Origin of the sequence: Nocardia sp. NPDC058480, from assembly GCF_042720495.1 — a bacterium.
GTDB lineage: Bacteria > Actinomycetota > Actinomycetes > Mycobacteriales > Mycobacteriaceae > Nocardia.
Map to the genome: position 1 here is coordinate 60,487 of NZ_JBHXMN010000019.1, position 20,308 is coordinate 80,794.

17 protein-coding genes are annotated in these 20,308 nt (G+C 68.1%); 1 reads left to right on the plus strand and 16 read right to left on the minus strand.

Going from position 1 to position 20,308, the window contains the following annotated elements:
* The first annotated feature begins 49 nt into the window (after positions 1-49).
* A complete protein-coding gene (locus ACFWO8_RS29585; protein ID WP_378969664.1) occupies positions 50-463 on the plus strand; it encodes an organic hydroperoxide resistance protein in 414 nt (137 codons plus the stop codon).
* Positions 464-537: 74 nt separating this feature from the next.
* Here the strand turns inward: ACFWO8_RS29585 and ileS are convergent, their stop codons facing one another.
* The 16 genes from ileS to ACFWO8_RS29665 all read right to left on the minus strand — a co-directional run bounded on the left by ileS (position 538) and on the right by ACFWO8_RS29665 (position 20,135).
* Positions 538-3,672 carry an isoleucine--tRNA ligase gene (gene ileS / locus ACFWO8_RS29590; RefSeq protein ID WP_378969670.1) on the minus strand — a complete coding sequence of 1,045 codons (3,135 nt, stop codon included), beginning with the start codon at positions 3,670-3,672 and terminating at the stop codon, positions 538-540.
* Between the two features lie 281 nt (positions 3,673-3,953).
* A complete protein-coding gene (locus ACFWO8_RS29595; protein WP_378969673.1) occupies positions 3,954-4,154 on the minus strand; it encodes a hypothetical protein in 201 nt (66 codons plus the stop codon).
* 89 nt (positions 4,155-4,243) lie between these two features.
* Positions 4,244-5,101 carry a DivIVA domain-containing protein gene (locus ACFWO8_RS29600; protein ID WP_378969683.1) on the minus strand — a complete coding sequence of 286 codons (858 nt, stop codon included), beginning with the start codon at positions 5,099-5,101 and terminating at the stop codon, positions 4,244-4,246.
* A gap of 60 nt (positions 5,102-5,161) precedes the next feature.
* Positions 5,162-5,464, minus strand: a complete 303-nt coding sequence (locus ACFWO8_RS29605; RefSeq protein WP_056816435.1) for a YggT family protein — start codon at positions 5,462-5,464, stop codon at positions 5,162-5,164.
* 89 nt (positions 5,465-5,553) lie between these two features.
* The gene (locus tag ACFWO8_RS29610; protein ID WP_378969688.1) at positions 5,554-6,309 is read right to left on the minus strand and encodes a cell division protein SepF; all 756 of its coding nucleotides are present in this window, start codon (positions 6,307-6,309) and stop codon (positions 5,554-5,556) included.
* A 107-nt stretch (positions 6,310-6,416) separates the two neighbouring features.
* Entirely contained in the window at positions 6,417-7,142 is a 726-nt protein-coding gene (locus ACFWO8_RS29615; protein WP_378969695.1) for a YggS family pyridoxal phosphate-dependent enzyme, read from the minus strand.
* Positions 7,139-7,870, minus strand: coding sequence for a peptidoglycan editing factor PgeF (gene pgeF, locus ACFWO8_RS29620; RefSeq protein ID WP_378931898.1), 732 nt, complete (start codon positions 7,868-7,870; stop codon positions 7,139-7,141). The genes ACFWO8_RS29615 and pgeF overlap by 4 nt, the downstream gene beginning before the upstream one ends.
* 165 nt (positions 7,871-8,035) lie before the next feature.
* Entirely contained in the window at positions 8,036-9,295 is a 1,260-nt protein-coding gene (ftsZ, locus tag ACFWO8_RS29625; RefSeq protein ID WP_378969705.1) for a cell division protein FtsZ, read from the minus strand.
* Positions 9,296-9,455: 160 nt separating this feature from the next.
* On the minus strand, positions 9,456-10,133 hold the full coding sequence (locus ACFWO8_RS29630; RefSeq protein ID WP_378969968.1) for a cell division protein FtsQ/DivIB: 678 nt from the start codon (positions 10,131-10,133) through the stop codon (positions 9,456-9,458).
* 8 nt (positions 10,134-10,141) lie between these two features.
* Positions 10,142-11,656: a UDP-N-acetylmuramate--L-alanine ligase gene (gene murC, locus ACFWO8_RS29635; protein ID WP_378969709.1), complete on the minus strand. Its 1,515-nt coding sequence runs from the start codon at positions 11,654-11,656 to the stop codon at positions 10,142-10,144.
* On the minus strand, positions 11,653-12,768 hold the full coding sequence (murG, locus tag ACFWO8_RS29640; protein ID WP_378969714.1) for an undecaprenyldiphospho-muramoylpentapeptide beta-N-acetylglucosaminyltransferase: 1,116 nt from the start codon (positions 12,766-12,768) through the stop codon (positions 11,653-11,655). The genes murC and murG overlap by 4 nt, the downstream gene beginning before the upstream one ends.
* A 54-nt stretch (positions 12,769-12,822) precedes the next feature.
* Positions 12,823-14,268, minus strand: a complete 1,446-nt coding sequence (ftsW, locus tag ACFWO8_RS29645; protein WP_378969977.1) for a putative lipid II flippase FtsW — start codon at positions 14,266-14,268, stop codon at positions 12,823-12,825.
* A 66-nt stretch (positions 14,269-14,334) separates the two neighbouring features.
* On the minus strand, positions 14,335-15,771 hold the full coding sequence (gene murD, locus ACFWO8_RS29650) for a UDP-N-acetylmuramoyl-L-alanine--D-glutamate ligase (RefSeq protein ID WP_378969986.1): 1,437 nt from the start codon (positions 15,769-15,771) through the stop codon (positions 14,335-14,337).
* Positions 15,772-15,821: 50 nt separating this feature from the next.
* Positions 15,822-16,898: a phospho-N-acetylmuramoyl-pentapeptide-transferase gene (gene mraY / locus ACFWO8_RS29655; RefSeq protein ID WP_378969719.1), complete on the minus strand. Its 1,077-nt coding sequence runs from the start codon at positions 16,896-16,898 to the stop codon at positions 15,822-15,824.
* Between the two features lie 76 nt (positions 16,899-16,974).
* Complete coding sequence (murF, locus tag ACFWO8_RS29660; RefSeq protein WP_378969734.1) at positions 16,975-18,471, minus strand: UDP-N-acetylmuramoyl-tripeptide--D-alanyl-D-alanine ligase; 1,497 nt, start codon at positions 18,469-18,471, stop codon at positions 16,975-16,977.
* Positions 18,468-20,135, minus strand: a complete 1,668-nt coding sequence (locus ACFWO8_RS29665; protein ID WP_378969739.1) for a UDP-N-acetylmuramoyl-L-alanyl-D-glutamate--2,6-diaminopimelate ligase — start codon at positions 20,133-20,135, stop codon at positions 18,468-18,470. The genes murF and ACFWO8_RS29665 overlap by 4 nt, the downstream gene beginning before the upstream one ends.
* Positions 20,136-20,308 lie beyond the last annotated feature (173 nt).

The following is a 20,308-nucleotide window of genomic DNA, read 5'->3' on the forward strand; positions in this document are numbered from 1 at the left end:
CTACTCTGATAATCAGAAGTGAACAGACAAGTCTGTCTAGGAGGACACCATGGCACCTATCTACACCGCGGTCGCAACCTCGGTCGGCCGCGACGGCCGTTCCTACACCGATGACGGCGTGCTCGATCTGACGCTCGCCCGCCCCAAGGAGATGGGCGGCGACGGCGCGGGCACCAACCCGGAGCAGCTCTTCGCGGCGGGCTATTCGGCCTGTTTCGCCAGTGCGCTGCAGCTGGTCGCCAAGCGGATGAAGATCGACGCCGACGACGCGTCGGTGACCGCCGAGGTCGGTTTGAATCCCCTCGAGGGCGGTCGGTTCGGGCTCTCGGTCGTGCTGCGCGTGGAACTGCCCGAGCACCTGCACAACGAGCAGGGGCAGCAACTCATCGAGACCACCCACCAGGTGTGCCCGTACTCCAACGCCACCCGGGGCAACATCCCGGTGGAACTGATTGTCGAGTAGGTCCACCAACTAAGTCCACCAAATAAGAAAGGTCCGGGCTCTGAATGCCCGGACCTTTCTGAACTGCAAAGAACTCAGACCTTGGCGACCGAAACCTTGACGCCGCCGGTGATCTCGGCGGCATCGGCACCCGCGTCACCGAAAGTCAGTGCGGTGGCGAGGATTTCCCCGGCGATCAGGTCGCGGTGGGTCGCGGCCCACGCCGCCCGCTCGGCCGGCACATCCAGGATCACACTGATCCGGTCGGACACCTCCAGACCCTGTGACTTGCGGGTTTCCTGCAGGTCGCGGATCAGGTCGCGGGCCCAGCCCTCGGCCTCCAGCTCCTCGGTGACCACCGAGTTCAGCACCACCAGGCCGGCATTGCCGGGCAGGGCGGCGGTGGACTCGGGTTCGGCGGCCACCAGTCGCTGGGTGTACTCCTCGGGCAGCAGGGTGATCCCGGCGGCGGTGACGACACCGTCGACGGATTCGCTCCACTCCCCCGCCTTGACTGCCTTGATCACCGTCTGGACCTGCTTGCCGATGCGCGGACCGGCGGCGCGCGCGTTGACGACCAGCTCGAACCGGCCGTGCGCGGAGACGTCGGTGGTCAGGTCGACCTTCTTGACGTTGACCTCGTCGGCGATCAGCGCGGCGAACGGCGTGAGCCGCTCGGCATCCGCGGCGGCGATGGTGACCTCGGCCAGCGGCAGCCGCACCCGCAGGTTCTGCGCCTTGCGCAGGCTCAGCACGGTGGAGCAGACCACTCGCACCTCGTCCATCGCGGCGACCAGCTCGGGATCGTGCGGCAGCTCGGTCTCGGTAGGCCAGTCGGTGAGGTGCACCGAACGCTCGCCGGTGAGCCCACGCCAGATCACCTCGGTGATCAGCGGCAGCAGCGGCGCGGCGAGGCGGGTGACCACCTCGAGGACCGTGTGCAGGGTGTCGACCGCGTCGCGGTCCTCGGACCAGAACCGCGAACGCGACCGGCGCACATACCAATTGGTGAGCGCGTCGGCGAAACCACGCAGTTCGTCGGCGGCACCGGCGATGTCGTAGGTCTCGAGCGCCTCGGTGACCACGTCGCGGGTGACTGCGAGCTTGGCCAGGATGTAGCGATCGAGCACGTTCGGCGAATCCGTCCGCCACACACCGGGCTTCGAGGCGTAGAGCTGCAGGAAGGTCCACGCGTTCCACAGCGGCCGCATCGCATGGCTCACGCCTTCGCGGATGCCACGCTCGGTGACGATGAGATTGCCACCGCGCAGGATGGGCGAGCTCATCAGGAACCAGCGCATGGCGTCGGAGCCGTCGCGGTCGAAGACCTCGTTGACGTCGGGGTAGTTGCCCTTCGACTTCGACATCTTCAGGCCGTCGTCACCGAGCACGATGCCGTGCGCGGCAACGGTTTTGAACGACGGCGAGTCGAACAGCGCGGTCGAGAGCACGTGCAGCGTGTAGAACCAGCCGCGGGTCTGCCCGTTGTACTCGACGATGAAATCGCCGGGGAAGTGGCTGTCGAACCACTCCTTGTTCTCGAACGGGTAGTGCACCTGGGCATACGGCATCGAGCCCGACTCGAACCAGCAGTCGAGCACCTCGGGTACCCGGCGCATGGTCGAGTTCCCGGTCGGGTCATCGGGATTGGCGCGGGTGAGGTCGTCGATGTAGGGACGGTGCAGGTCGGTGGGGCGCACGCCGAAGTCGGCTTCCAGCTCGTCGAGCGAACCGTAGACGTCCACGCGCGGGTAGGCCGGGTCGTCGGAGACCCAGACCGGGATCGGGCTGCCCCAGTAGCGGTTTCGGCTGATGTTCCAGTCGCGCGCGCCTTCGAGCCACTTGCCGAACTGGCCGTCGCGGATGTGCTCGGGCACCCAGCTGATCTGCTGGTTGAGCTCGACCATCCGGTCGCGGAACTTGGTGACCGCGACGAACCACGACGGCACGGCCATGTAGATCAGCGGCTGACCGGAGCGCCAGCTGTGCGGGTAGGAGTGCTCGATCGTCTCGTGCCGCAGCAGCTTTCCGGCGGCCTTGAGGTCCTTGATGATCACCGGGTTGGCGTCGAAGACCATCATGCCCTCGTACGGCGGCACCATCGAGGTGAACTTGCCCGCCGGGTCGAGCGGCTGCACGATCTCGATGCCGTTGGCCGAGGCGACATCCATATCCTCTTCACCGAAAGCCGGTGCGAGGTGGACGATTCCGGTGCCGGAATCGGTGGTGACGTAGTCGGCCGTGAGCACACGGTGCGCGTTCGGGTGGCCGACGAAGAAGTCGAACGGCGGGGCGTAGGACAGGTCGGCCAGCGCCGCACCGTCGTACTGGCCGAGCACGTCCGGCTCGTCGCCCAGTTCGCGGCTGTAGTGCGAAAGGCGTTCGGCGGCGAGCAGGTAGCGCTTGTCGTCGGCACCACGCACGTGCACGTAGCGCACGTCGGGGTGCACCGCGATCGCGAGGTTGGACGGCAGGGTCCACGGCGTGGTGGTCCAGATCAGCGCGTTCGCGCCGTCCAGCGCGGCGAGGGGGTGTTCGGCGGGGACGCTCAGGCGCATGTCGACGGTGACCGCGGGGTCCTGACGCATCTTGTACGCGTCGTCGAGGCGGGTCTCCTGGTTCGACAGCGGCGTCTGCTCGTACCAGCTGTAGGGCAGCACACGGAAGCCCTGGTAGATCAGGCCCTTCTCGTGCAGCGACTTGAACGCCCACATGACCGACTCCATGAAGTCGAGGTCGAGGGTCTTGTAGTCGTTGTCGAAGTCGACCCAGCGGGCCTGGCGGGTGACGTAGTCGCGCCACTCACCGGTGTAGCGCAGCACCGACGACTTACAGGCGGCGTTGAACTCGGCCAGCCCCATCTCGTCGATCTGGGCCTTGTCGGTGATGCCGAGCTGCTTCTCGGCTTCGATCTCGGCGGGCAGGCCGTGGGTGTCCCAGCCGAAGCGGCGGTCGACCTTCTTGCCGCGCATGGTCTGGAAGCGCGGGATCAGGTCCTTGACGTAGCCGGTCAGCAGGTGCCCGTAGTGCGGCAGACCGTTCGCGAACGGGGGGCCGTCGTAGAAGACGAACTCGCCTTCACCGTCGCGGTTGTCGATGCTGGCGCGGAAGGTGTCGTCGCGGGCCCAGTAGTCGAGCACCTGGGTTTCGAGCTCCGGGAACGTCGCGCCCGAACCCGCGCCGAAGTCGACTCTGGGGTATGCGCTACCGGTAGTTGTCTCGTCCGCCATCGCGGATTGCTCCTCGTGCCGCCGCGCCGTGAGCGCGAGATGTGGGCACGGGGACGATGTCGGCGCCGGTGCGCCGTACCGCGGTACCACCCCGTTTGCTCGCGCTACCCCCTCGCCGGGAGCGGCATGAGCCTCTCGTTGTGTGAGCTGTGACGGGCTCACCCGTTCGGTTCTACTGAGCGCTGCGCGCCGTTCTTCCGAAGGCTCCCCGGTGATGGCCGGATCAGTGCCATGTGTAGTTCGATTCTAACCGGGTGCGTCCAGTCGATATTCCGCGCCGGTCAGTTCCGCCGGGCGTGTCGGCCGGGTGGGACCGGTTCGCTCTCGGGTTTTCGCGCGGACAGTGCGCTCACGAGCAAACTCGCGGCACCCACCACACAGATCAGAATGCACCCCCACGCCCACACCACCGAACCGGTGGCGAGCGCTGCGACGAGCAGTCCGAAGCCGATCGCCGCAAGAACAAGCGTCAAGACGAGCATGGTGACTCCCAAGCCAACCGAGCAGCCCGACGATAACTGGGCATTCCCGAATCACGCGACGCGCTGCGTCGCGCGACTCGGGAACTAGTTTACTTGCCGCCCTTGGCGAAGGAGGCGGGAGCCAGACTGTTGGCCGAACCGTTGGTTTCGCCCGCGAACTCGCCGCCGTCGACCGGCACGGCCGACCCACGGTTCTCGAGCTCTTCCAGCTGCGATTCCAGGTAGGACTTCAGGCGCACCCGGTACTCGCGCTCGAAGGTCTTCAGCTGCTCGATGCGGCTTTCCAGCACCGTGCGCTGCTGGGTGATCGTGGCCATGATCTCGGCGTGCTGACGCTCGGCGTCGGCAGTGAGCGCCTCTGCCTTGTCCTTGGCCTGCCGGATCTGGGTGTCGGAGCGGTTCTGCGCGTCGGACAGCATCGCGTCGGACTTCTGACGCGCGTCGGAGATCATCGCTTCCGAGCGAGTGCGGGCGTCGCCGACCAGTCGCTCGGAGTTTGCTCGCGCGTTCGAGAGCAGACCCTCGGCCTCGGTCTTGGCATCGGTGGTGAGGCGGTCGGCCATCTCCTGCGCCAGGGTGAGCACCTTCGCGGCCTGCATATTCGCGTCCGGGCCGTTGTTCTGCACCGGCGCCGCGACGGGCATCGGGGCAGGCGGCGCGACCGGGACCGGCTGCGGAACGGGTTCCGGCACTGGCGGCGGCGCCTGCTGCACGGGCGCCTTCGCGGCGCTGACCGGGGCGGGCCCGCGGTTCTTCTTGGCGTCGGCCAGCTCGGTGTCGAGTTCGGCGACCCGCTGACGCAGGTCGGCGTTCTCCTCGATCAGGCGCGAAAGCTCCTGTTCGACGAGATCCAGGAAGGCATCGACCTCGTCCTCGTTGTAGCCGCGCTTACCGATCGGCGGTTTGCTGAACGCGACGTTGTGCACATCGGCAGGAGTCAGCGGCATCGAAGGATCCCTTCACGCGTCTTTTGGAGAACTAGCAAGCGGTCTTCTCGATTCATTGTGTCACACGGAGGTCACGGGCTGACCGAGCCTACCCACGATCGACATCAGGATGAAGACGAGGAAGAGCAGGACCATTATCGAAAGATCGAGACGAATCCCCCCAAGATTCACAGGAGGTATCAACCGCCTCAGAAGTTTCACCGGGGGGTCGGTAACGGTGAAGATCACCTCTAGGACGATCACCACCACACCGGTCGGGCGCCAGTCGCGCGCGAAACTGCGAATGAACTCGACGATCACCCGACTGATGAGCAACAGCCAGAAGATGAAAAGCACGAGGTACAGAACCGCGAACAGGGCCACGGGTTCACTCTGCCGCAAAACCGGCACCGTGCAAAATGGCCGCGCCGCGCAGTGCGCGGGCGGCCATCTCGGTATCGGGTGTGCGTTCTCTATTTCTGGTTGTAGAAGCCGTTTTCGGCGATGCGGCGGCGTTCTTCCGCTGATACGTCGACATCGGCCGGTGAGAGCAGGAACACCTTCGTCGCCACCTTGTCGAACGAACCACGCAGCGCGAAAGCGAGTCCGGCCGCGAAATCGACCAGCCTTTTGGCATCGGCATTGCTCAGGTCGACCAGGTCCATGATGACCGGATTCCCTTCGCGGAACCGTTCACCGATGATCCTGGCCTCGCTGTAATCGCGCGGACGCAGCGTGGTGATCTTGGACAAGGGACCTCCGTCCTCGAAGATCCCAGGACGCCGCGCGGGCGCGGGCTCGGGGCGCATGCGCTCCTCCAGCCTGCGCTCCTCGGCGTCGGGATCGACCGCGAGCGCACCACGAGTGGAGCCGCGCATACCGGGTGCGACACCGCCTGCCCGGAAGGACCGGCCCGACGACGGCGCCGTTTCGATCCTGGTGGGGCGACGCGGCGTCTCGTAGCGATCGTCGGCGTAGGTGTCGGCGACATAGTCGTCACGACGCGCCTGGTAGGCCGACTTGTAAGCCGGCTGTGGGAAGTCGTCGGCCTCGTCGGAGAAACGGTCGGAGCCGTAACGGTCTTCGGCATAACGGTCGTAGCTGCGCGGACGGGCGCGGCCCGCGCGCTCCTCGGCACCGCGAGGGGCATGATCGTCGACATAGTCGTCTTCGTACTCATCGAGCGGAACCATGCCGAAGTACGCCTTGAACTTATGCAGGGTACTCATCTGGTCGACCTTCCTTCGGCCCCGGTGGCGGCCGGGTGTTGAAGTTCTTGCTCAGCGCCTCTTCAGCCCAATCGTATGTGTCGAATGTGACTGATGAGGTTTCTTTGCTACGCCGAGGTTATCGGCCGGGCGCCCATCAAGGCGGTTCCGACACGCACACACGTCGAACCGTGTTCGACCGCAATCTCCAAATCACCCGACATACCTGCAGAAAGTTCGGTGGCTCCGGCGTGTTGCGCCATCAGCGAAGTGTGCAATGTCGCAAGATTCGCAAACGACACATCACTGGGGACGTCAAGGGGCGGAATCGCCATCAGACCGGCCAGATGCAGGCCGGGCGCCTTCGCTACCAGGTCGGCCAGGGCTTGCAGATCGGCCGGTGCGACACCCCCGCGTCCGGGGTCGGTGTCCAGGCTCACCTGCAACAGCACCCGCAGCGGCGCGATACGCTCGCCGGCTGCCAGTGCGTCCTGCGCGGCACGGTCGAGAGCGTTTGCCAGGCGTTCGCTGTCGACCGAAGCGACGGTGTGCGCCCACCGCGCTACCGCGCGTGCCTTGTTGCGTTGTAAACGGCCGATCATGTGCCATTCGACGTCGTTGTAGTCGAGCTGATCGACCTTCGCGGACGCTTCCTGCTCGCGGGACTCGCCGAATTCGCGTCGGCCGAGGGCGTGCAGGATGGCGACGTCGGTGGCGGGGAAGAACTTGGTCACCGGGAGAAGAGTGACCGAACCTGACGGGCGACCCGCGGATTCGACGGCGGCGTCGATGCGGGCGAGGAGACCGTCGAGACGAGCCGAGAGCTCCGCGGTGCGGATCGTGTCCGTCGTCATGCGGCGGGATCCATCCAGATCACGCCGGCGATGCGGCCGGTGGGTGCGCCACGGCGGTGGCTGAACAGGGTTTTGTCCTCGATGGTGCAGCGTGGGTCAACGGCGATTCCGCCGACGCCCGCCTCGGTGAGCTGTCGGCGGATGCCCGCCCGCAGATCGAGCCCGGGGGTTTTGCGGACGGTGGTGGTCGCGCTGCCGGGCAGGTGGGCCTCGACGTCGGCGCGCATGGCGGCGGGGACTTCGTACTGGCGACCCGAGGCGGCGGGGCCGAGGAAGGCACCGATGCGGTCGATGCGGGCGCCGACCGAGACCATCGCGTCGAGAACTCGCGGCACTATGCCGATCCGGGCGCCGATGCGGCCCGCGTGGACCGCGGCGATGACGCCCGCCTCGTCATCGGAGAGCAGGATCGGCACGCAGTCGGCGGTGAGCACCACCAGCGCCAGTCCCGGCACGGTCGTGACCAGCGCGTCGGTCACCGGCACCGGTTCGGCGCGCGGCCCGTCGACGATCTCGACGGTGCGCCCGTGCACCTGCTCCATCCACACCAGCCGGTCAGGAGCGAGGCCGATACCTTCGGCCAGCCGGATCCTGTTGCGGCGCACAGCTTCCGGATCGTCACCGACGTGGTCACCCAGGTTGAACGAGTCGTAGGGCGCGGCGGAGAAGCCACCGGCGCGGGTGGTGGTCACCCGGCGAACGGTCACGGTAGGAGGTGCGGAAGTCATAGTTCGAGCGTAGTGCGGTCACGGGGTCGCGCGGTCACCGCGCGGGGTGACGTCGGCAACCCCGGTGCGAACTGTCACGGGGCGATGGGCGGCCTCGTGTTTTCCGGATAACGCGATAGCGCCCGAACTCGATGGGAGTTCGGGCGCTATCGCGCAGACGAATGCTTATCGACGCATGAAGTCCGGGACGTTGATCTCGTCGTCATCGTCGCCTTCGCGAACTTCCGGGTTGTTGACGCGGTTCATGGCCGCCTCGGTGACCCGCTGACGCTCCGACTCCCGGTACCGCTCCGTATCACGGTAATTCGGCGCCGCGGCCCGGCTACTGGACACCCCGGCCGTAGCGGGCTCGGTGGGACGCGACGGCGCCTCGGACGTGCGTCCCTGACCGATCTCGCCCGCGCGGCCGGAACCGATCGGGTTCGCCCCGGTCCGGCTCGTCGTGGCCGCGCTGGATTCGGTATTGCGCCGCGACGGGCCGCCACCGTCGAATCCCGCGGCGATGACGGTGACGCGCACCTCGTCGCCGAGCGAATCGTCGATGACCGTACCGAAGATGATGTTGGCCTCGATGTGGGCCGCCTCCTGTACCAGCGAAGCCGCCTCGTTGATCTCGAACAGGCCCAGATCGGAGCCGCCCGCGATCGAGAGCAGCACACCGTGCGCGCCATCCATGGAGGCCTCGAGCAGCGGCGAGTTGATCGCCGTCTCGGCCGCCTTCACCGAACGACCCTCGCCACGCGCCGAGCCGATGCCCATGAGTGCCGATCCGGCACCCGACATCACGCTCTTGACGTCGGCGAAGTCGACGTTGATCAAGCCGGGGGTGGTGATCAGGTCGGTAATACCCTGAACACCGTTGAGCAGCACCTCATCCGCGGAGCGGAAGGCGTCCATCAGACTCACCGCCGCGTCGCCCAGCTGCAGCAGCCGGTCGTTCGGAATGACGATGAGGGTGTCGCACGACTCGCGAAGTAGGTTGATCCCTACTTCGGCCTGGTTCCCGCGCCGCTTGCCCTCGAAAGAGAACGGCCGGGTGACGACCCCTATAGTCAGGGCGCCCAGCTTGCGGGCGATGCTGGCGACGACGGGGGCGCCACCGGTACCGGTGCCACCACCCTCGCCCGCCGTGACGAAGACCATGTCGGCGCCCTTGAGCACCTCTTCGATCTCGTCCTTGTGGTCCTCGGCGGCCTTGCGACCGACTTCCGGATCGGCTCCGGCACCGAGGCCGCGGGTGAGTTCGCGACCGACATCGAGTTTGACGTCGGCGTCACTCATCAGCAGGGCTTGCGCGTCGGTATTGACCGCGATGAACTCGACTCCCTTGAGTCCCTGTTCGATCATTCGGTTGACGGCGTTCACGCCGCCGCCGCCGATACCGACGACCTTGATCACTGCAAGGTAGTTGTGCGGGGGCGTCATGGGCTCTCGCCTTCCTTCGATCTTAAACCCTCAACCTCAACCATAGGGTTGGCGTTATGTCAAGTATCCGACTGCTGCGGAACGCTATTCGCAGCCACTGCGATCCCGGCGCAGGCGCGCCGAGATGAGAGCCAGAATCTTGTGCCACAAAGAATGTCGCTCACTTTACCGTGACCAGATTCGGACTCGAAACGTCGAATACGGTCCCCTCACGGGTCAGTAGCGGCAACACGACGGCAGCTTTGCGCTCGCCGTCGTCCGTGCCGCCCCACACTACCTTCCTGCCATCGCGAAGGCTCAGCGAGACGTCCGAAATCGACCGTGCGACAACCTCACCCACCTGCACCGACAGGGCGGGAGGCAGGGTGACCAGCACATCCACCGCCGCCCTGGCCGCCGCTGACCCGGTGAACGAGCCCTCGGTGCGCAGTTTCGGCACCCCGATGGGCGGTTCTGGCTCGATCGCGAATTCGACGCTCTCGGCGTCGATCAGGTGGGCGCCGTCCGGTGCCTCGAAGTACACCACGGGTGTTCGCTCCACGACGGTGACCAGCACTGTCGAGGGGAATTTACGTTGCACCCGGACCGAGCGCACCTTCGGGATCGCGGCCACGCGCTGGGCGATCGCGGTGGTATCGATGCGTAACATCGAACGGCCGTCCGGAATTTCGAGTCGCCCGCGCACATCGACCTCCGGCACCGCCGACAGGCCGTCGATGCGCACGGTGCGCACCGACAGCGCCGGGGTGAACCAGGCCACTGCCACCAGCAGGCTCACCACGACCACCCCGACCACCGTCCAGAGACGGTAGCCGTGCCACCCGCGCGCGGCGGGCATCGGCAATCTCACCGGCCGCCCTGCTGCGGCCTGGCCCGCAGGCCGTCGAGGATCTGGCTGCCGAGCATGGTCACATCGCCCGCACCCATGGTGATCACGACGTCGCCGTCGCCCGCGAGCGCGGCGACCTGCTTGCCGACCTTGGACATATCCGGCTGGTAGTGCACGGGTTTGGTCACCGACTGGGCGACCAGCGCGCCGTTGACGCCGGGCAGCGGGTCTTCACGGGCGCCGTAGACGTCGAGGACGACCACCTCGTCGGCCAGGCTCAACGCGGTGCCGAACTCCGTGGCGAAAGTGGCGGTGCGGCTGTACAGATGCGGCTGGAACACCACGATCGCCCGGCCGCGCTGCAGGCGGTCGCCGTCGCGCGCCTCCTGGGCGACGAGCTGCGCGGCGGCCTCGAGCACGGCGCGAACCTCGGTGGGGTGGTGGGCGTAATCGTCGAAGACACGCACGCCGTTTTCCCGGCCGGTGAACTGGAACCGGCGATGCACGCCGCCGAATCCCTCCAGGCCGGCCACGATCTCGTCGATATCGGCGCCGGTGGCGCGGGCGGCCAGCAGCGCCGCCAGCGCGTTGAGCGCCATGTGCCTGCCGGGCACCGACAGTCGCAACGAACGCGGCGCGGTTTCGCCGTCGAGCTGGAACTCGACGATGCCGCCGACATCACGCGGTTGCCAGTCGAGCAGCCGCGCACCGACGGGCACGGGCGCGTCGGTGAGATCGCCCGATCCGTAACCGAGGACCGCGATCCCGCGTTCGGACATCCGCGGTGCGACCCGCTGGGCCAGCGCGAGCGAACCGGGATCGTCGAGGCACACCACCAGCAGACCGCCGGGGGCGAGCCGGTCGGCGAAGTCGTCGAAGACCTGGATGTAGGCCTCGTCGGTGCCGAAGTAGTCGAGGTGGTCGGATTCGATATTGGTGACCACGGCGACGTCGGGGTCGTATTGCAGCAGTGAGCCGTCGGACTCGTCGGCCTCGGCGACGAAGATGTCACCGCTGCCGTGGTGGGCGTTGGTGCCCGCCTCGTTGAGCTCGCCGCCGACCGCGAACGACGGATCGGCACCGCAGTGCTGCAGCGTGACGATCAGCATCGAGGTGGTCGAGGTCTTGCCGTGGGTGCCCGAGACCAGCAGGGTCTTGTGCCCGCGCATCAGCGCGGCGAGCACGGTCGGGCGCATCAGCACGGGGATGTCGCGCCGATTCGCTTCGACCAGTTCCGGGTTGGTCTTCGGGATGGCGGCGTAGGTGGTGACGACGACCGTAGGACCGCCGGGCAGCAGGTCGAGTGCGTCGGCGGCGTGGCCGATGCGCACCTCGGCGCCGCGGGCCCGCAGCGACAGCACACCGCGGCTCTCACGGGCATCGGAACCGGAGACCTTGCCGCCGCGGGAAAGCAGGATGCGCGCGATGCCGGACATGCCGGCGCCGCCGATGCCGACCATGTGCACGCGTTCGAGTTCGGGTGGCAGGGCCGCGCCGGTGGACTCCCCGATCGCCTGTTCCGGCTCGCTCATCGGGCGACCTCGGTGACGATCCTGGCCACCGTGCCGGCAGCGTCGCGATGGCCTGCGCCTGCGGCCGCGCGGCTCATCTGCGCGAGTCGAGCGGGGTCGAGCAGCAGCGGAATCACCTCATCGATCACGTATTTCGGGGTCAGCTCGGCGTCGGCCACAATTGTGCCACCACCTTGCGCGACCACCGGTCGGGCGTTGAATTCCTGTTCGCCGTTGCCGTGCGGCAGCGGCACGTAGAAGGCGGGTAGTCCCACCGCCGACACCTCGGCCACGGTCATCGCACCGGATCGGCACACCACCGCGTCGGCGGCGGCGTAGGCCAGGTCCATCCGCGACAGGTAGGGCACCGCCACATACGGTGCGGGCGCGTCGGCGGTGCTCACCTCGACACTGTTCTTGGGGCCGTGCGCGTGCAGCACCGAGATACCAGCGGCCGCGAGTTGCGGTGCGGCACCGGAGACGGCCTCGTTGAGGCTGCGCGCACCCTGCGAACCACCGAACACCAGCAGCACCGGTCCCTCGGCGGGCAGACCGAAGTGCGCGCGAGCCTGCGCCCGCAAGGCCGGACGGTCGAGCTCGGTGATGGAGGCGCGTACCGGAATACCGACGACCTGCGCGCCTGCCAGCCCCGAATCCGGAACGGCGGCGAGCACTGTGGCGGCGAGTTTCGCGCCGACCTTGTTGGCGATGCCTGCCTTCGCGTTGGCCTCGTGCACGATCACCGGCACCTTGCGCTTGCGGCCGAACAGCCCGCCGCGCGCGGCGAGGTACGCGGGCAGTGCGACGTACCCGCCGAAGCCGATGATCACGTCGGCCTGCACGTCGTCGATCACCGCTCTGGTCGCCTTGACCGAGGCGAGTACCCGGCCCGGCAGTCGCAGCAGGTCGGCGGAGGGCTTGCGCGGCAACGGCACCGGCGGGATCAGTTCCAGGGGGTACCCACGTTCGGGCACCAGTTTCGTCTCGAGTCCACGCTCGGTACCCAAGGCGGTCACCCGGATCGAGTCGTCGAGTCTGCGCAGCGCGTCGGCGACAGCCAGCGCGGGTTCGATGTGGCCTGCGGTTCCCCCGCCTGCGACGATCACCGACAACCCGGATCGCGGGTTACTCACCTGGATCTACCTCGTTCTCTCTATATCGAATCGATCTCGCGAAAGCGTGCGTGGTCATGCGCCGCCGCCTCCGCCGGTCCGCCGTTTCACCGGGCGGTGTGGCATCGGGTAGGTCGGTTCCCATGCTCTTGTCGACCGTAGCGAACTCGTGCCGCGGCTCTCCGGCGCACGTCGCCTGCGGTCGGCGGGCGGCTGGCGCCGCTGGGGCTGACGTGGGCGTTCGGTTCGGGCACGCGGCGCGACTTTGCGTGGCGCGGGCGGGGTGTACACCTCGGGCACCGGCAGCCGCAGCAGTCTGCTGAGCCTGCCGTCCTGGCCTGCCTTCAGCGCCGAGACCGCCTCCGGTTCGTGCCGGGCGGCGCTGGCGATGATGCCGAACATGAACAGCGTGATCGCCAGCGACGAACCACCGGCCGAGACCAACGGCAACTGCAGACCGGTCACCGGCAGCAGACCCACGACATAGCCGATGTTGATCAGCGCCTGCGCGGTGATCCAGGTGGTGGCGGTGGCGGTGAGCAGGCGCAGGAACGGGTCCACCGAGCGCAGCGCGATGCGGATGCCCGCGTAGACGAACAGGGCCAGCAGCGCCAGCACCAGCATGCAGCCGAGGAAGCCGAGTTCCTCACCGATGATGGCGAAGATGAAGTCGTTGTGCGAGTTGGGCAGGTAGCTCCACTTCGCGCGGCTCTGCCCGAGGCCGCGGCCCCAGATGCCGCCGTCGGCGAGGGAGTACTTGGCTTGGCGCGCTTGGTAATTGACCCCCTGCGGGTCGTCGCCAGGATTGAAGAACGCACGCACCCGGTCGGAGCGGTAGCCGGCCGACAACGCCAGCACCGACGCGGCGACCAGCCCGGTCACCATGATCCCGACGAACAATCGCACCGGCAGCCCACCGAACCACAGCAACGCCATCAACACGATGCCGAGGGCGATGGTGGTCGACAGGTTCGGCTCGAGCACCACCAGCAGGCACACCAGCAGCCCGGCGGGAACCAGCGGCACCAGGATGTCCTTGAGCTGGGCGCCCCGACGCGAGGCGAGCAGGTGCGCACCCCACACGATCAGCGTCACCTTGACGACTTCGGAGGGCTGGATCGACAGCGGGCCGATGTCGAACCAGCGACGCGCGCCACCGTGAATCGAGCCGATGCCGGGAATGAGCACCAATACCAGCGCGAGCACCGAGATGCTGAAGATCGGGAACGACCATTGGCGCAAGAACCGGAGCGGCAGCCGCAGCGCCACATAGAACGCGACAGCGCCGAGCGCGGCGAACATCGCCTGCTGGATGAACAGCGCGTAGGCCGAACCACCACCGGCATAGGACTCGACGCTCGACGCCGACAGCACCATCACCAGACCGAGCACGGTGAGCAGGGTCGCGATGGTGACGATCAGATGGAACGACGCGAGCGGCCGGGCCAACCACGCACCGAAGCGCTCCCCCGCCCAGTTCGGCTGCCCCGAACCGCGGCGGGTAGTACTCGCGCTGTCCACGCTGCCCCGGCTCTTACCCACGTTGCCCCCTTTTGGGCGGTGACGGGTCGGCCGGGCGCGCCTTCGTCATAGCGCCCGCCCGATGTCACCGTCTTCCAGTGCCGTCACCGCATCCACGAAACAGCGTCCGCGATGGGTGTAGTCGTCGTACATATCCAGGGAAGCGGCCGCCGGCGCGAGCAGGACGGTGTCTCCGGCGCGAGCCAGACCCGCCGCGGCGCGCACCGCACGGCCCATGACCGCCTCGGCTCGCTGGGATCTCGACGACTCCATGTCTGCATCGTCTCCCGCATCCAGCTCGATGACCGGGACTTCGGGTGCGTGTCGCGTCATCGCGGCGGCGATCACCGGCGCGTCGGCCCCGAACAGCACCGCGCCGACCAGTCGGTCACCGATCTCTTCGATCAGATCGTCGACACCGGCGCCCTTGAGCAGACCGCCCGCCACCCACACCACGTGCGGGTGCGCCATGATCGCGGCGCGCGCGGCGTGCGGGTTGGTGGCCTTGGAGTCGTCGATGAACTCGACACCGCCCAGTTCGCGGACGAACGCGGTGCGGTGCGGGCCCACCTTGTGCTCGGCGAGGCCTTCCTTGACGAACTGCGGTGCCACATCGATGGCCCTGGTCAGCGCGGATGCGGCCAGCGCGTCGGCGATGCCCGCGGGTCCCGGCGGGCTGATGTCGCTGGTCTCGGCCAGGATCGCGGCCTTGGTGAAGGCGCGGTCGAGGAGCTTGCCGTCGACCACACCCAGCTCACCGTCGGCGGGGACACCGATGCGGAAGCCAACTGTGCGGCGTGCCTTCGCTTTGCGGGCGAGTGCGCCCGCGACCGGGTCGTCGAGGCCGACGACGCCGACGCGGCCGGTCAGCGCGCGCGCCTTCGCGGCGGCGTAGGCATCGAGGCCGCCGTGCCAATCCAGGTGGTCCTCGGCGACATTGAGCACGACACCGGCCTCCGGTCGCACCGACGGCGCCCAGTGCAGCTGGAACGAGGACAGCTCGACGGCGAGGACCTGCGGACCGGGGTTGCGGCGCAGTGCGTCCAGGATCGGCAGGCCGATATTGCCGCAGGCCACGCTGGAGATGCCGGCGGCGCGCAGGATCGAGTGCGTCATCTGGGTGGTGGTGGTCTTGCCGTTGGTGCCGGTGATCACCAGCCACTTGCGGACCGGACCGTAGATGCGGGCCTGATCGACCCACCAGGCGAATTCGACGTCACCCCAGACGGGCACGCCCTCGGTGACCGCGGAGACCAGCACCGGCGAATCCGGTCGCCAGCCAGGGCTGGTGATCACCAGCGCGAACCGGCTCAGGTCGGCGCTTTCGAGTTCGACGCTCGGGGCGATCTCGAGGCCGAGTTCGGCGGCCTCGGCGAGCGCCTTGGCGCCGCTGTCGGTGACAACGGGGTGGGCGCCGATATCGCGCAGCGGTTCGATCAGCGAGCGTCCGGAGACGCCCCAACCGGCGACGAGAACGTCACGGCCACGCAGGAATTCGAGCATCGGGCCCGGGGAACGCAGGGCGCGGGGCGAGTGTTCGACCATGTCTCTACTCACCCGACCTGTGACAGATATTCGCTATAGAACAGGCCGAGGCCCACTGCGGCGGAGATGCCCGCCAAGATCCAGAACCGGATGATCACCGTGGTTTCGGCCCACTTACTCAACTCGAAGTGATGGTGGAACGGCGCCATCTTGAACAACCGATTGCGCGTGGTGCGATACACCGCCACCTGCAGCATCACCGATGCCGCCTCGGCGACGAACAGCGCGCCGATCACGGCCATCAGCAGCTCGGTGCGGGTGGTGATGGACAGCCCGGCGATCAGGCCGCCCAGCGCCAGCGAACCGGTGTCGCCCATGAAGATCCGCGCGGGCGCGGCGTTCCACCAGAGGAAGCCGATGCACGCGGCGGCCGCGGCGGCGCAGACCAGGGCGAGGTCGAGGGGATCGCGCACGTCGTAGCAGCCGGGGCCGGGACTGGTCGAGCAGGAATTGCGGTACTGCCAGAAGGTGATGATCACGTACGCGCCGAGCAGCAGGCTCATCGAACCGGCCGCGAGACCGTCGAGGCCGTCGGTCAGGTTGACCGCGTTGGACCAGGCCACGACCAGGAACAGCACCCAGACGACGAAGATGAGCGCGCCCATCGACACCGTGTTCCAGTCGCGCACATACGACAGGTGCTTGCTGGCGGGGGTGAGCCCGTCGGGACTGCGGAATTGTAGGGCGAGAACCGCGAAGATGACTGCCGCGGCGGTCTGCCCGATGTACTTGCCCGCGGCCGAGAGTCCGAGGTTGCGCTGCTTGCGCAGCTTGATGAAGTCGTCGAGGAACCCGACGATGCCGAGGGCGGTGGTGAGCCCGAGTACGAGCAGACCCGACGCCGTCGGGCCTTCCGCGTCGTAGCCGATACCGATCAGATGCGAGCCGAGGTAGCCCGCCCACATGCCGATCAGGATCGCGACACCACCCATGGTGGGGGTACCGCGCTTGGCCTGGTGACTGGCCGGGCCGTCGACCCGGATCTCCTGGCCGAAGCCCTGTCTGGCGAACACCCGAACCAGCAAGGGCGTCAACAGGATCGACACCGCAAGTGCGATCCCCGCCGCGAACAGAATTTGCCTCACGACTGCACCTCGCTAACGCTCGGCTCCGCCGTAAGGCCTTTGGCCGCTGCGCACATGATTCGTTCGCTACGCTCACTCATCGAGCTGTATTACCTTCCGCTGCCCCGGTCAGGTGCTCGGCGACGGCCCACAGGCCCACCGCCTTCGACGCCTTGACCAGTACCACATCGCCTGCGGCGATCTCGTCGTCGAGCAGCGCGATCGCCGCGTCGATATCGGGAACGAGGATCGATTCCTCGCCCCATGAGCCTTCCATCACCGCTCCCTGGTGCATGCCGTGGGAGGGTCGTCCGGTGCCGACCACGATCAACCGGTCGACATCCAGGCGTACGGCCAGGCGCCCGATCGCGTCGTGTTCGATCACCGAGGTGTCACCGAGTTCGCCCATTTCGCCGAGCACCGCCCAGCTGCGCCGGGGTTCGGAGCTCGACTTCGCGAGGGTGACCAGCGCCTTGAGCGCCGCGCGCACCGAGTCGGGGTTCGCGTTGTAGGAGTCGTTGATGACGGTGACGCCCGCGGGAGTGGTCGTCACATCCATCCGGCGGACCGAGGCCGCGGTGGCCCCGGACAGCGCCTGGGCGACGGTCGCCAGATCGGCACCACATTCGAGGGCTACGGCCGCGGCGGCCAGGGCGTTGCCGACCTGGTGCTCCCCGTGCACCGCGAGCTGGATCGGGATCGATTCGCCCGCGACGTGCAGGGTGAAGTGGGCGCGGGCCTGGTCGTCGGTGATCACGTCGGTGGCGCGGATGTCGGCATCGCCGGACAGGCCGACCTTCACCACGCGCGCCTTGGTGCGCGATGCCATGGCCGAGACGTTCGGGTCGTCGGCGTTGAGCACGGCCAGCCCTTCGGCGGGCAGTGCCTCGACGAGTTCGCCCTTGGCTTGCGCGATCGCCTCGCGGCTACCGAATTCGCCGAGGTGGGCGGTGCCGACATTGAGGACGACGCCGATCCGCGGCGGCGCGATGCGAGCCGCGGCGGCGATGTGGCCGACACCGCGAGCCGACAGTTCGAGCGCGAGAAACTTGGTGTCAAGACCGGCGCGCAGGGCAGTCCACGGGTGGCCGAGTTCGCTGTTGAACGAGCCGGGCGGCGCGATGACCGGACCCAGCGGCGCCAGCACGGCGGCCAGCAGATCCTTGGTCGAGGTCTTGCCGGAGGACCCGGTGACGCCGACGACGGTGAGACCGGTGCGCTCGGCCAGCCGCTCGGTGCTGACCCGCGCCAGCTCGGCCAGCGCGGCCAGCACGGCCGCGCCGGAGCCGAGGCTGTCATCGTGGCTGAGCGCCACCGACGTCCCCGGAACTGCACCGAGGCTGGGTGCCACGACAATGGCGGGCACGCCGACCGGGCGGGCGGCGAGTACCGCGACCGCTCCGGCGGCGACCGCCTTCGCGGCGTAGTCGTGTCCGTCGGAGTTGGCCCCGGGCAGGGCGAGGAACAGATCGCCGGAACCGATTCGGCGCGAATCGAATTCGACCGAACCGGTCACCAGTGCCTGGGGGTCGGGTACGTCGTGCAGCTCGCCGCCGACAACGTCCGCGATCTCCCGCAGTGTCATCTCGATCATGAAACCGTCAAGTCCTCCGAGTCCGTGAGCGGACTGTGTCGTATCCGCAGGGCATCCAGCGCCACCGCGACCACCTCGCGGTCGTCGAAGGGATGCTTGACGCCCTTGATCTCCTGCCCCGCCTCGTGGCCCTTACCCGCGACGAGCACTACGTCGCCGGAACGCGCCCAGTCGAGTGCGGCGGCGATGGCCGCCGCGCGGTCACCGATCTCGCGGATCTCGCCGCGGTCGGTGGCCGGGAGTTCGTGCGCACCGGCCACCACGGCGGACCTGATGGCCGCGGGGTCCTCGGTGCGTGGGTTGTCGTCGGTGACGATCAGCAGGTCGGCGCGTGCCGCCGCGGCGCCCATGAGCGGGCGTTTGGCTACATCGCGGTCGCCACCGGCGCCGAGCACGACGGCCAGCCTGCCTGCTCCGGCTTCGGCGAGGTGGCCGCGCAGGGTCGTCACGACCGATTCGATGGCGGCGGGCTTGTGCGCGTAGTCGACGACGGCGAGGAAATCCTGGCCGCGCTCGACGCGCTGCATCCGGCCCGGCACGTCGACGACGGCGAGCGCCGGGGCCGCGACGGCGGGATCGACGCCGGCCGCGGCGCAGGTCGCGACGGCCAGGAGCGCGTTGGCGACGTTGTAGCGGCCGGGCAGGCGCAGGCGCACCGTCAGTTCGCCGTCGGGTCCGGCGGCGGTGAATTCCTGTTCGCCGCCGGTGGTCTTGATGTCACCGCTGACCCGCCAGGTCGCGCCGCCATCGGCGGGCTCGAAGGCGGTAGCGGAGCGTGACCCCGCAGGGCCCTCGGTCGCGGCGCCATCGGACACAGCCGCGCCGGTCGTCGACACGGTCACGGGGTCGACCAGATCACCGGCCAGGCGGGTGCCCCATTCGTCGTCGAGGCAGATCACCGCGGTGCGCGCGGCGATCGGCGAATCCGCGTCGAACAGCCGACGTTTCGCGGCGAAGTAGTCCTCGAAGTCTTTGTGGAAGTCGAGATGGTCCTGCGACAGGTTGGTGAACGCGCCGACCGCGAACCGCACACCGTCGACCCGGCCCAGCGCGAGCGCGTGGCTCGACACCTCCATCACGACCGCGTCGACACCCTGCTCGACCATCGCGGCGAACATCGCGTGCAGCTGCGGCGCCTCGGGTGTGGTGAGCGCGCTCGGCACCCGCTGCCCGCCGATCCGCGTCTCGATGGTGCCGATCAGCCCGGTGGACAGTCCGGCCGCGGCCAGACCGGCCTCCACCAGATACGAAGTAGTGGTCTTGCCCGAGGTGCCGGTGATGCCGACGATGCGCAGCCGATCACTGGGGTGGCCGTAGATCTCGGCGGAGAGTTCGCCCAGTACCGCGCGGGGCTGCTCGCGCACCAGCACGGGTACCGCGACGTCACCGATCAGCTCGGCGCCCGCGGCATCGGTGAACACGGCCACCGCGCCGTTCGCGATCGCGTCGGCGGCGAATCGGGCGCCGTGCGAGTTCGCGCCGGGTAGCGCGGCGAACAGGTCACCGGAGCGCACCGCGTTGGATCGTTGCTCGATGCCGGTGATCGTCACCTCGGCGGATGCCGGGACCACCGGCGTGGCACCGGTGAGGTCCGCCACGGCCTGCAGCGACGTCGACAGCGGAGTGGTTGGCCGGAGCGCGTGCGGGCTGGACTGCGCGGGCACAAGGCTCCTCTCTGAGAGTGATCGAGCGCGTAGGCGAGACGAGCAGTCAGATTACCGACGCGCGGTGTCGGACAGACAACGCGGGTTGAGTTAATTGTTGTTCTCGGCCCGCCCGCCTCCGGACTGAGTGGAGGGTGCGACGAAGGAGTACCCGGAGGGAGGGAAGAGGCGGG

What these genes read in the sequence shown, in the direction of transcription:
- ACFWO8_RS29585 (WP_378969664.1), top strand. Translation starts at nt 50, where the DNA reads ATGGCACCTATCTACACCGCGGTCGCAACCTCGGTCGGCCGCGACGGC.
- ileS (WP_378969670.1), bottom strand. Translation starts at nt 3,672, where the DNA reads ATGGCGGACGAGACAACTACCGGTAGCGCATACCCCAGAGTCGACTTC.
- ACFWO8_RS29595 (WP_378969673.1), bottom strand. Translation starts at nt 4,154, where the DNA reads ATGCTCGTCTTGACGCTTGTTCTTGCGGCGATCGGCTTCGGACTGCTC.
- ACFWO8_RS29600 (WP_378969683.1), bottom strand. Translation starts at nt 5,101, where the DNA reads ATGCCGCTGACTCCTGCCGATGTGCACAACGTCGCGTTCAGCAAACCG.
- ACFWO8_RS29610 (WP_378969688.1), bottom strand. Translation starts at nt 6,309, where the DNA reads ATGAGTACCCTGCATAAGTTCAAGGCGTACTTCGGCATGGTTCCGCTC.
- ACFWO8_RS29615 (WP_378969695.1), bottom strand. Translation starts at nt 7,142, where the DNA reads ATGACGACGGACACGATCCGCACCGCGGAGCTCTCGGCTCGTCTCGAC.
- pgeF (WP_378931898.1), bottom strand. Translation starts at nt 7,870, where the DNA reads ATGACTTCCGCACCTCCTACCGTGACCGTTCGCCGGGTGACCACCACC.
- ftsZ (WP_378969705.1), bottom strand. Translation starts at nt 9,295, where the DNA reads ATGACGCCCCCGCACAACTACCTTGCAGTGATCAAGGTCGTCGGTATC.
- ACFWO8_RS29630 (WP_378969968.1), bottom strand. Translation starts at nt 10,133, where the DNA reads ATGCCCGCCGCGCGCGGGTGGCACGGCTACCGTCTCTGGACGGTGGTC.
- murC (WP_378969709.1), bottom strand. Translation starts at nt 11,656, where the DNA reads ATGAGCGAGCCGGAACAGGCGATCGGGGAGTCCACCGGCGCGGCCCTG.
- murD (WP_378969986.1), bottom strand. Translation starts at nt 15,771, where the DNA reads ATGCTCGAATTCCTGCGTGGCCGTGACGTTCTCGTCGCCGGTTGGGGC.
- murF (WP_378969734.1), bottom strand. Translation starts at nt 18,471, where the DNA reads ATGATCGAGATGACACTGCGGGAGATCGCGGACGTTGTCGGCGGCGAG.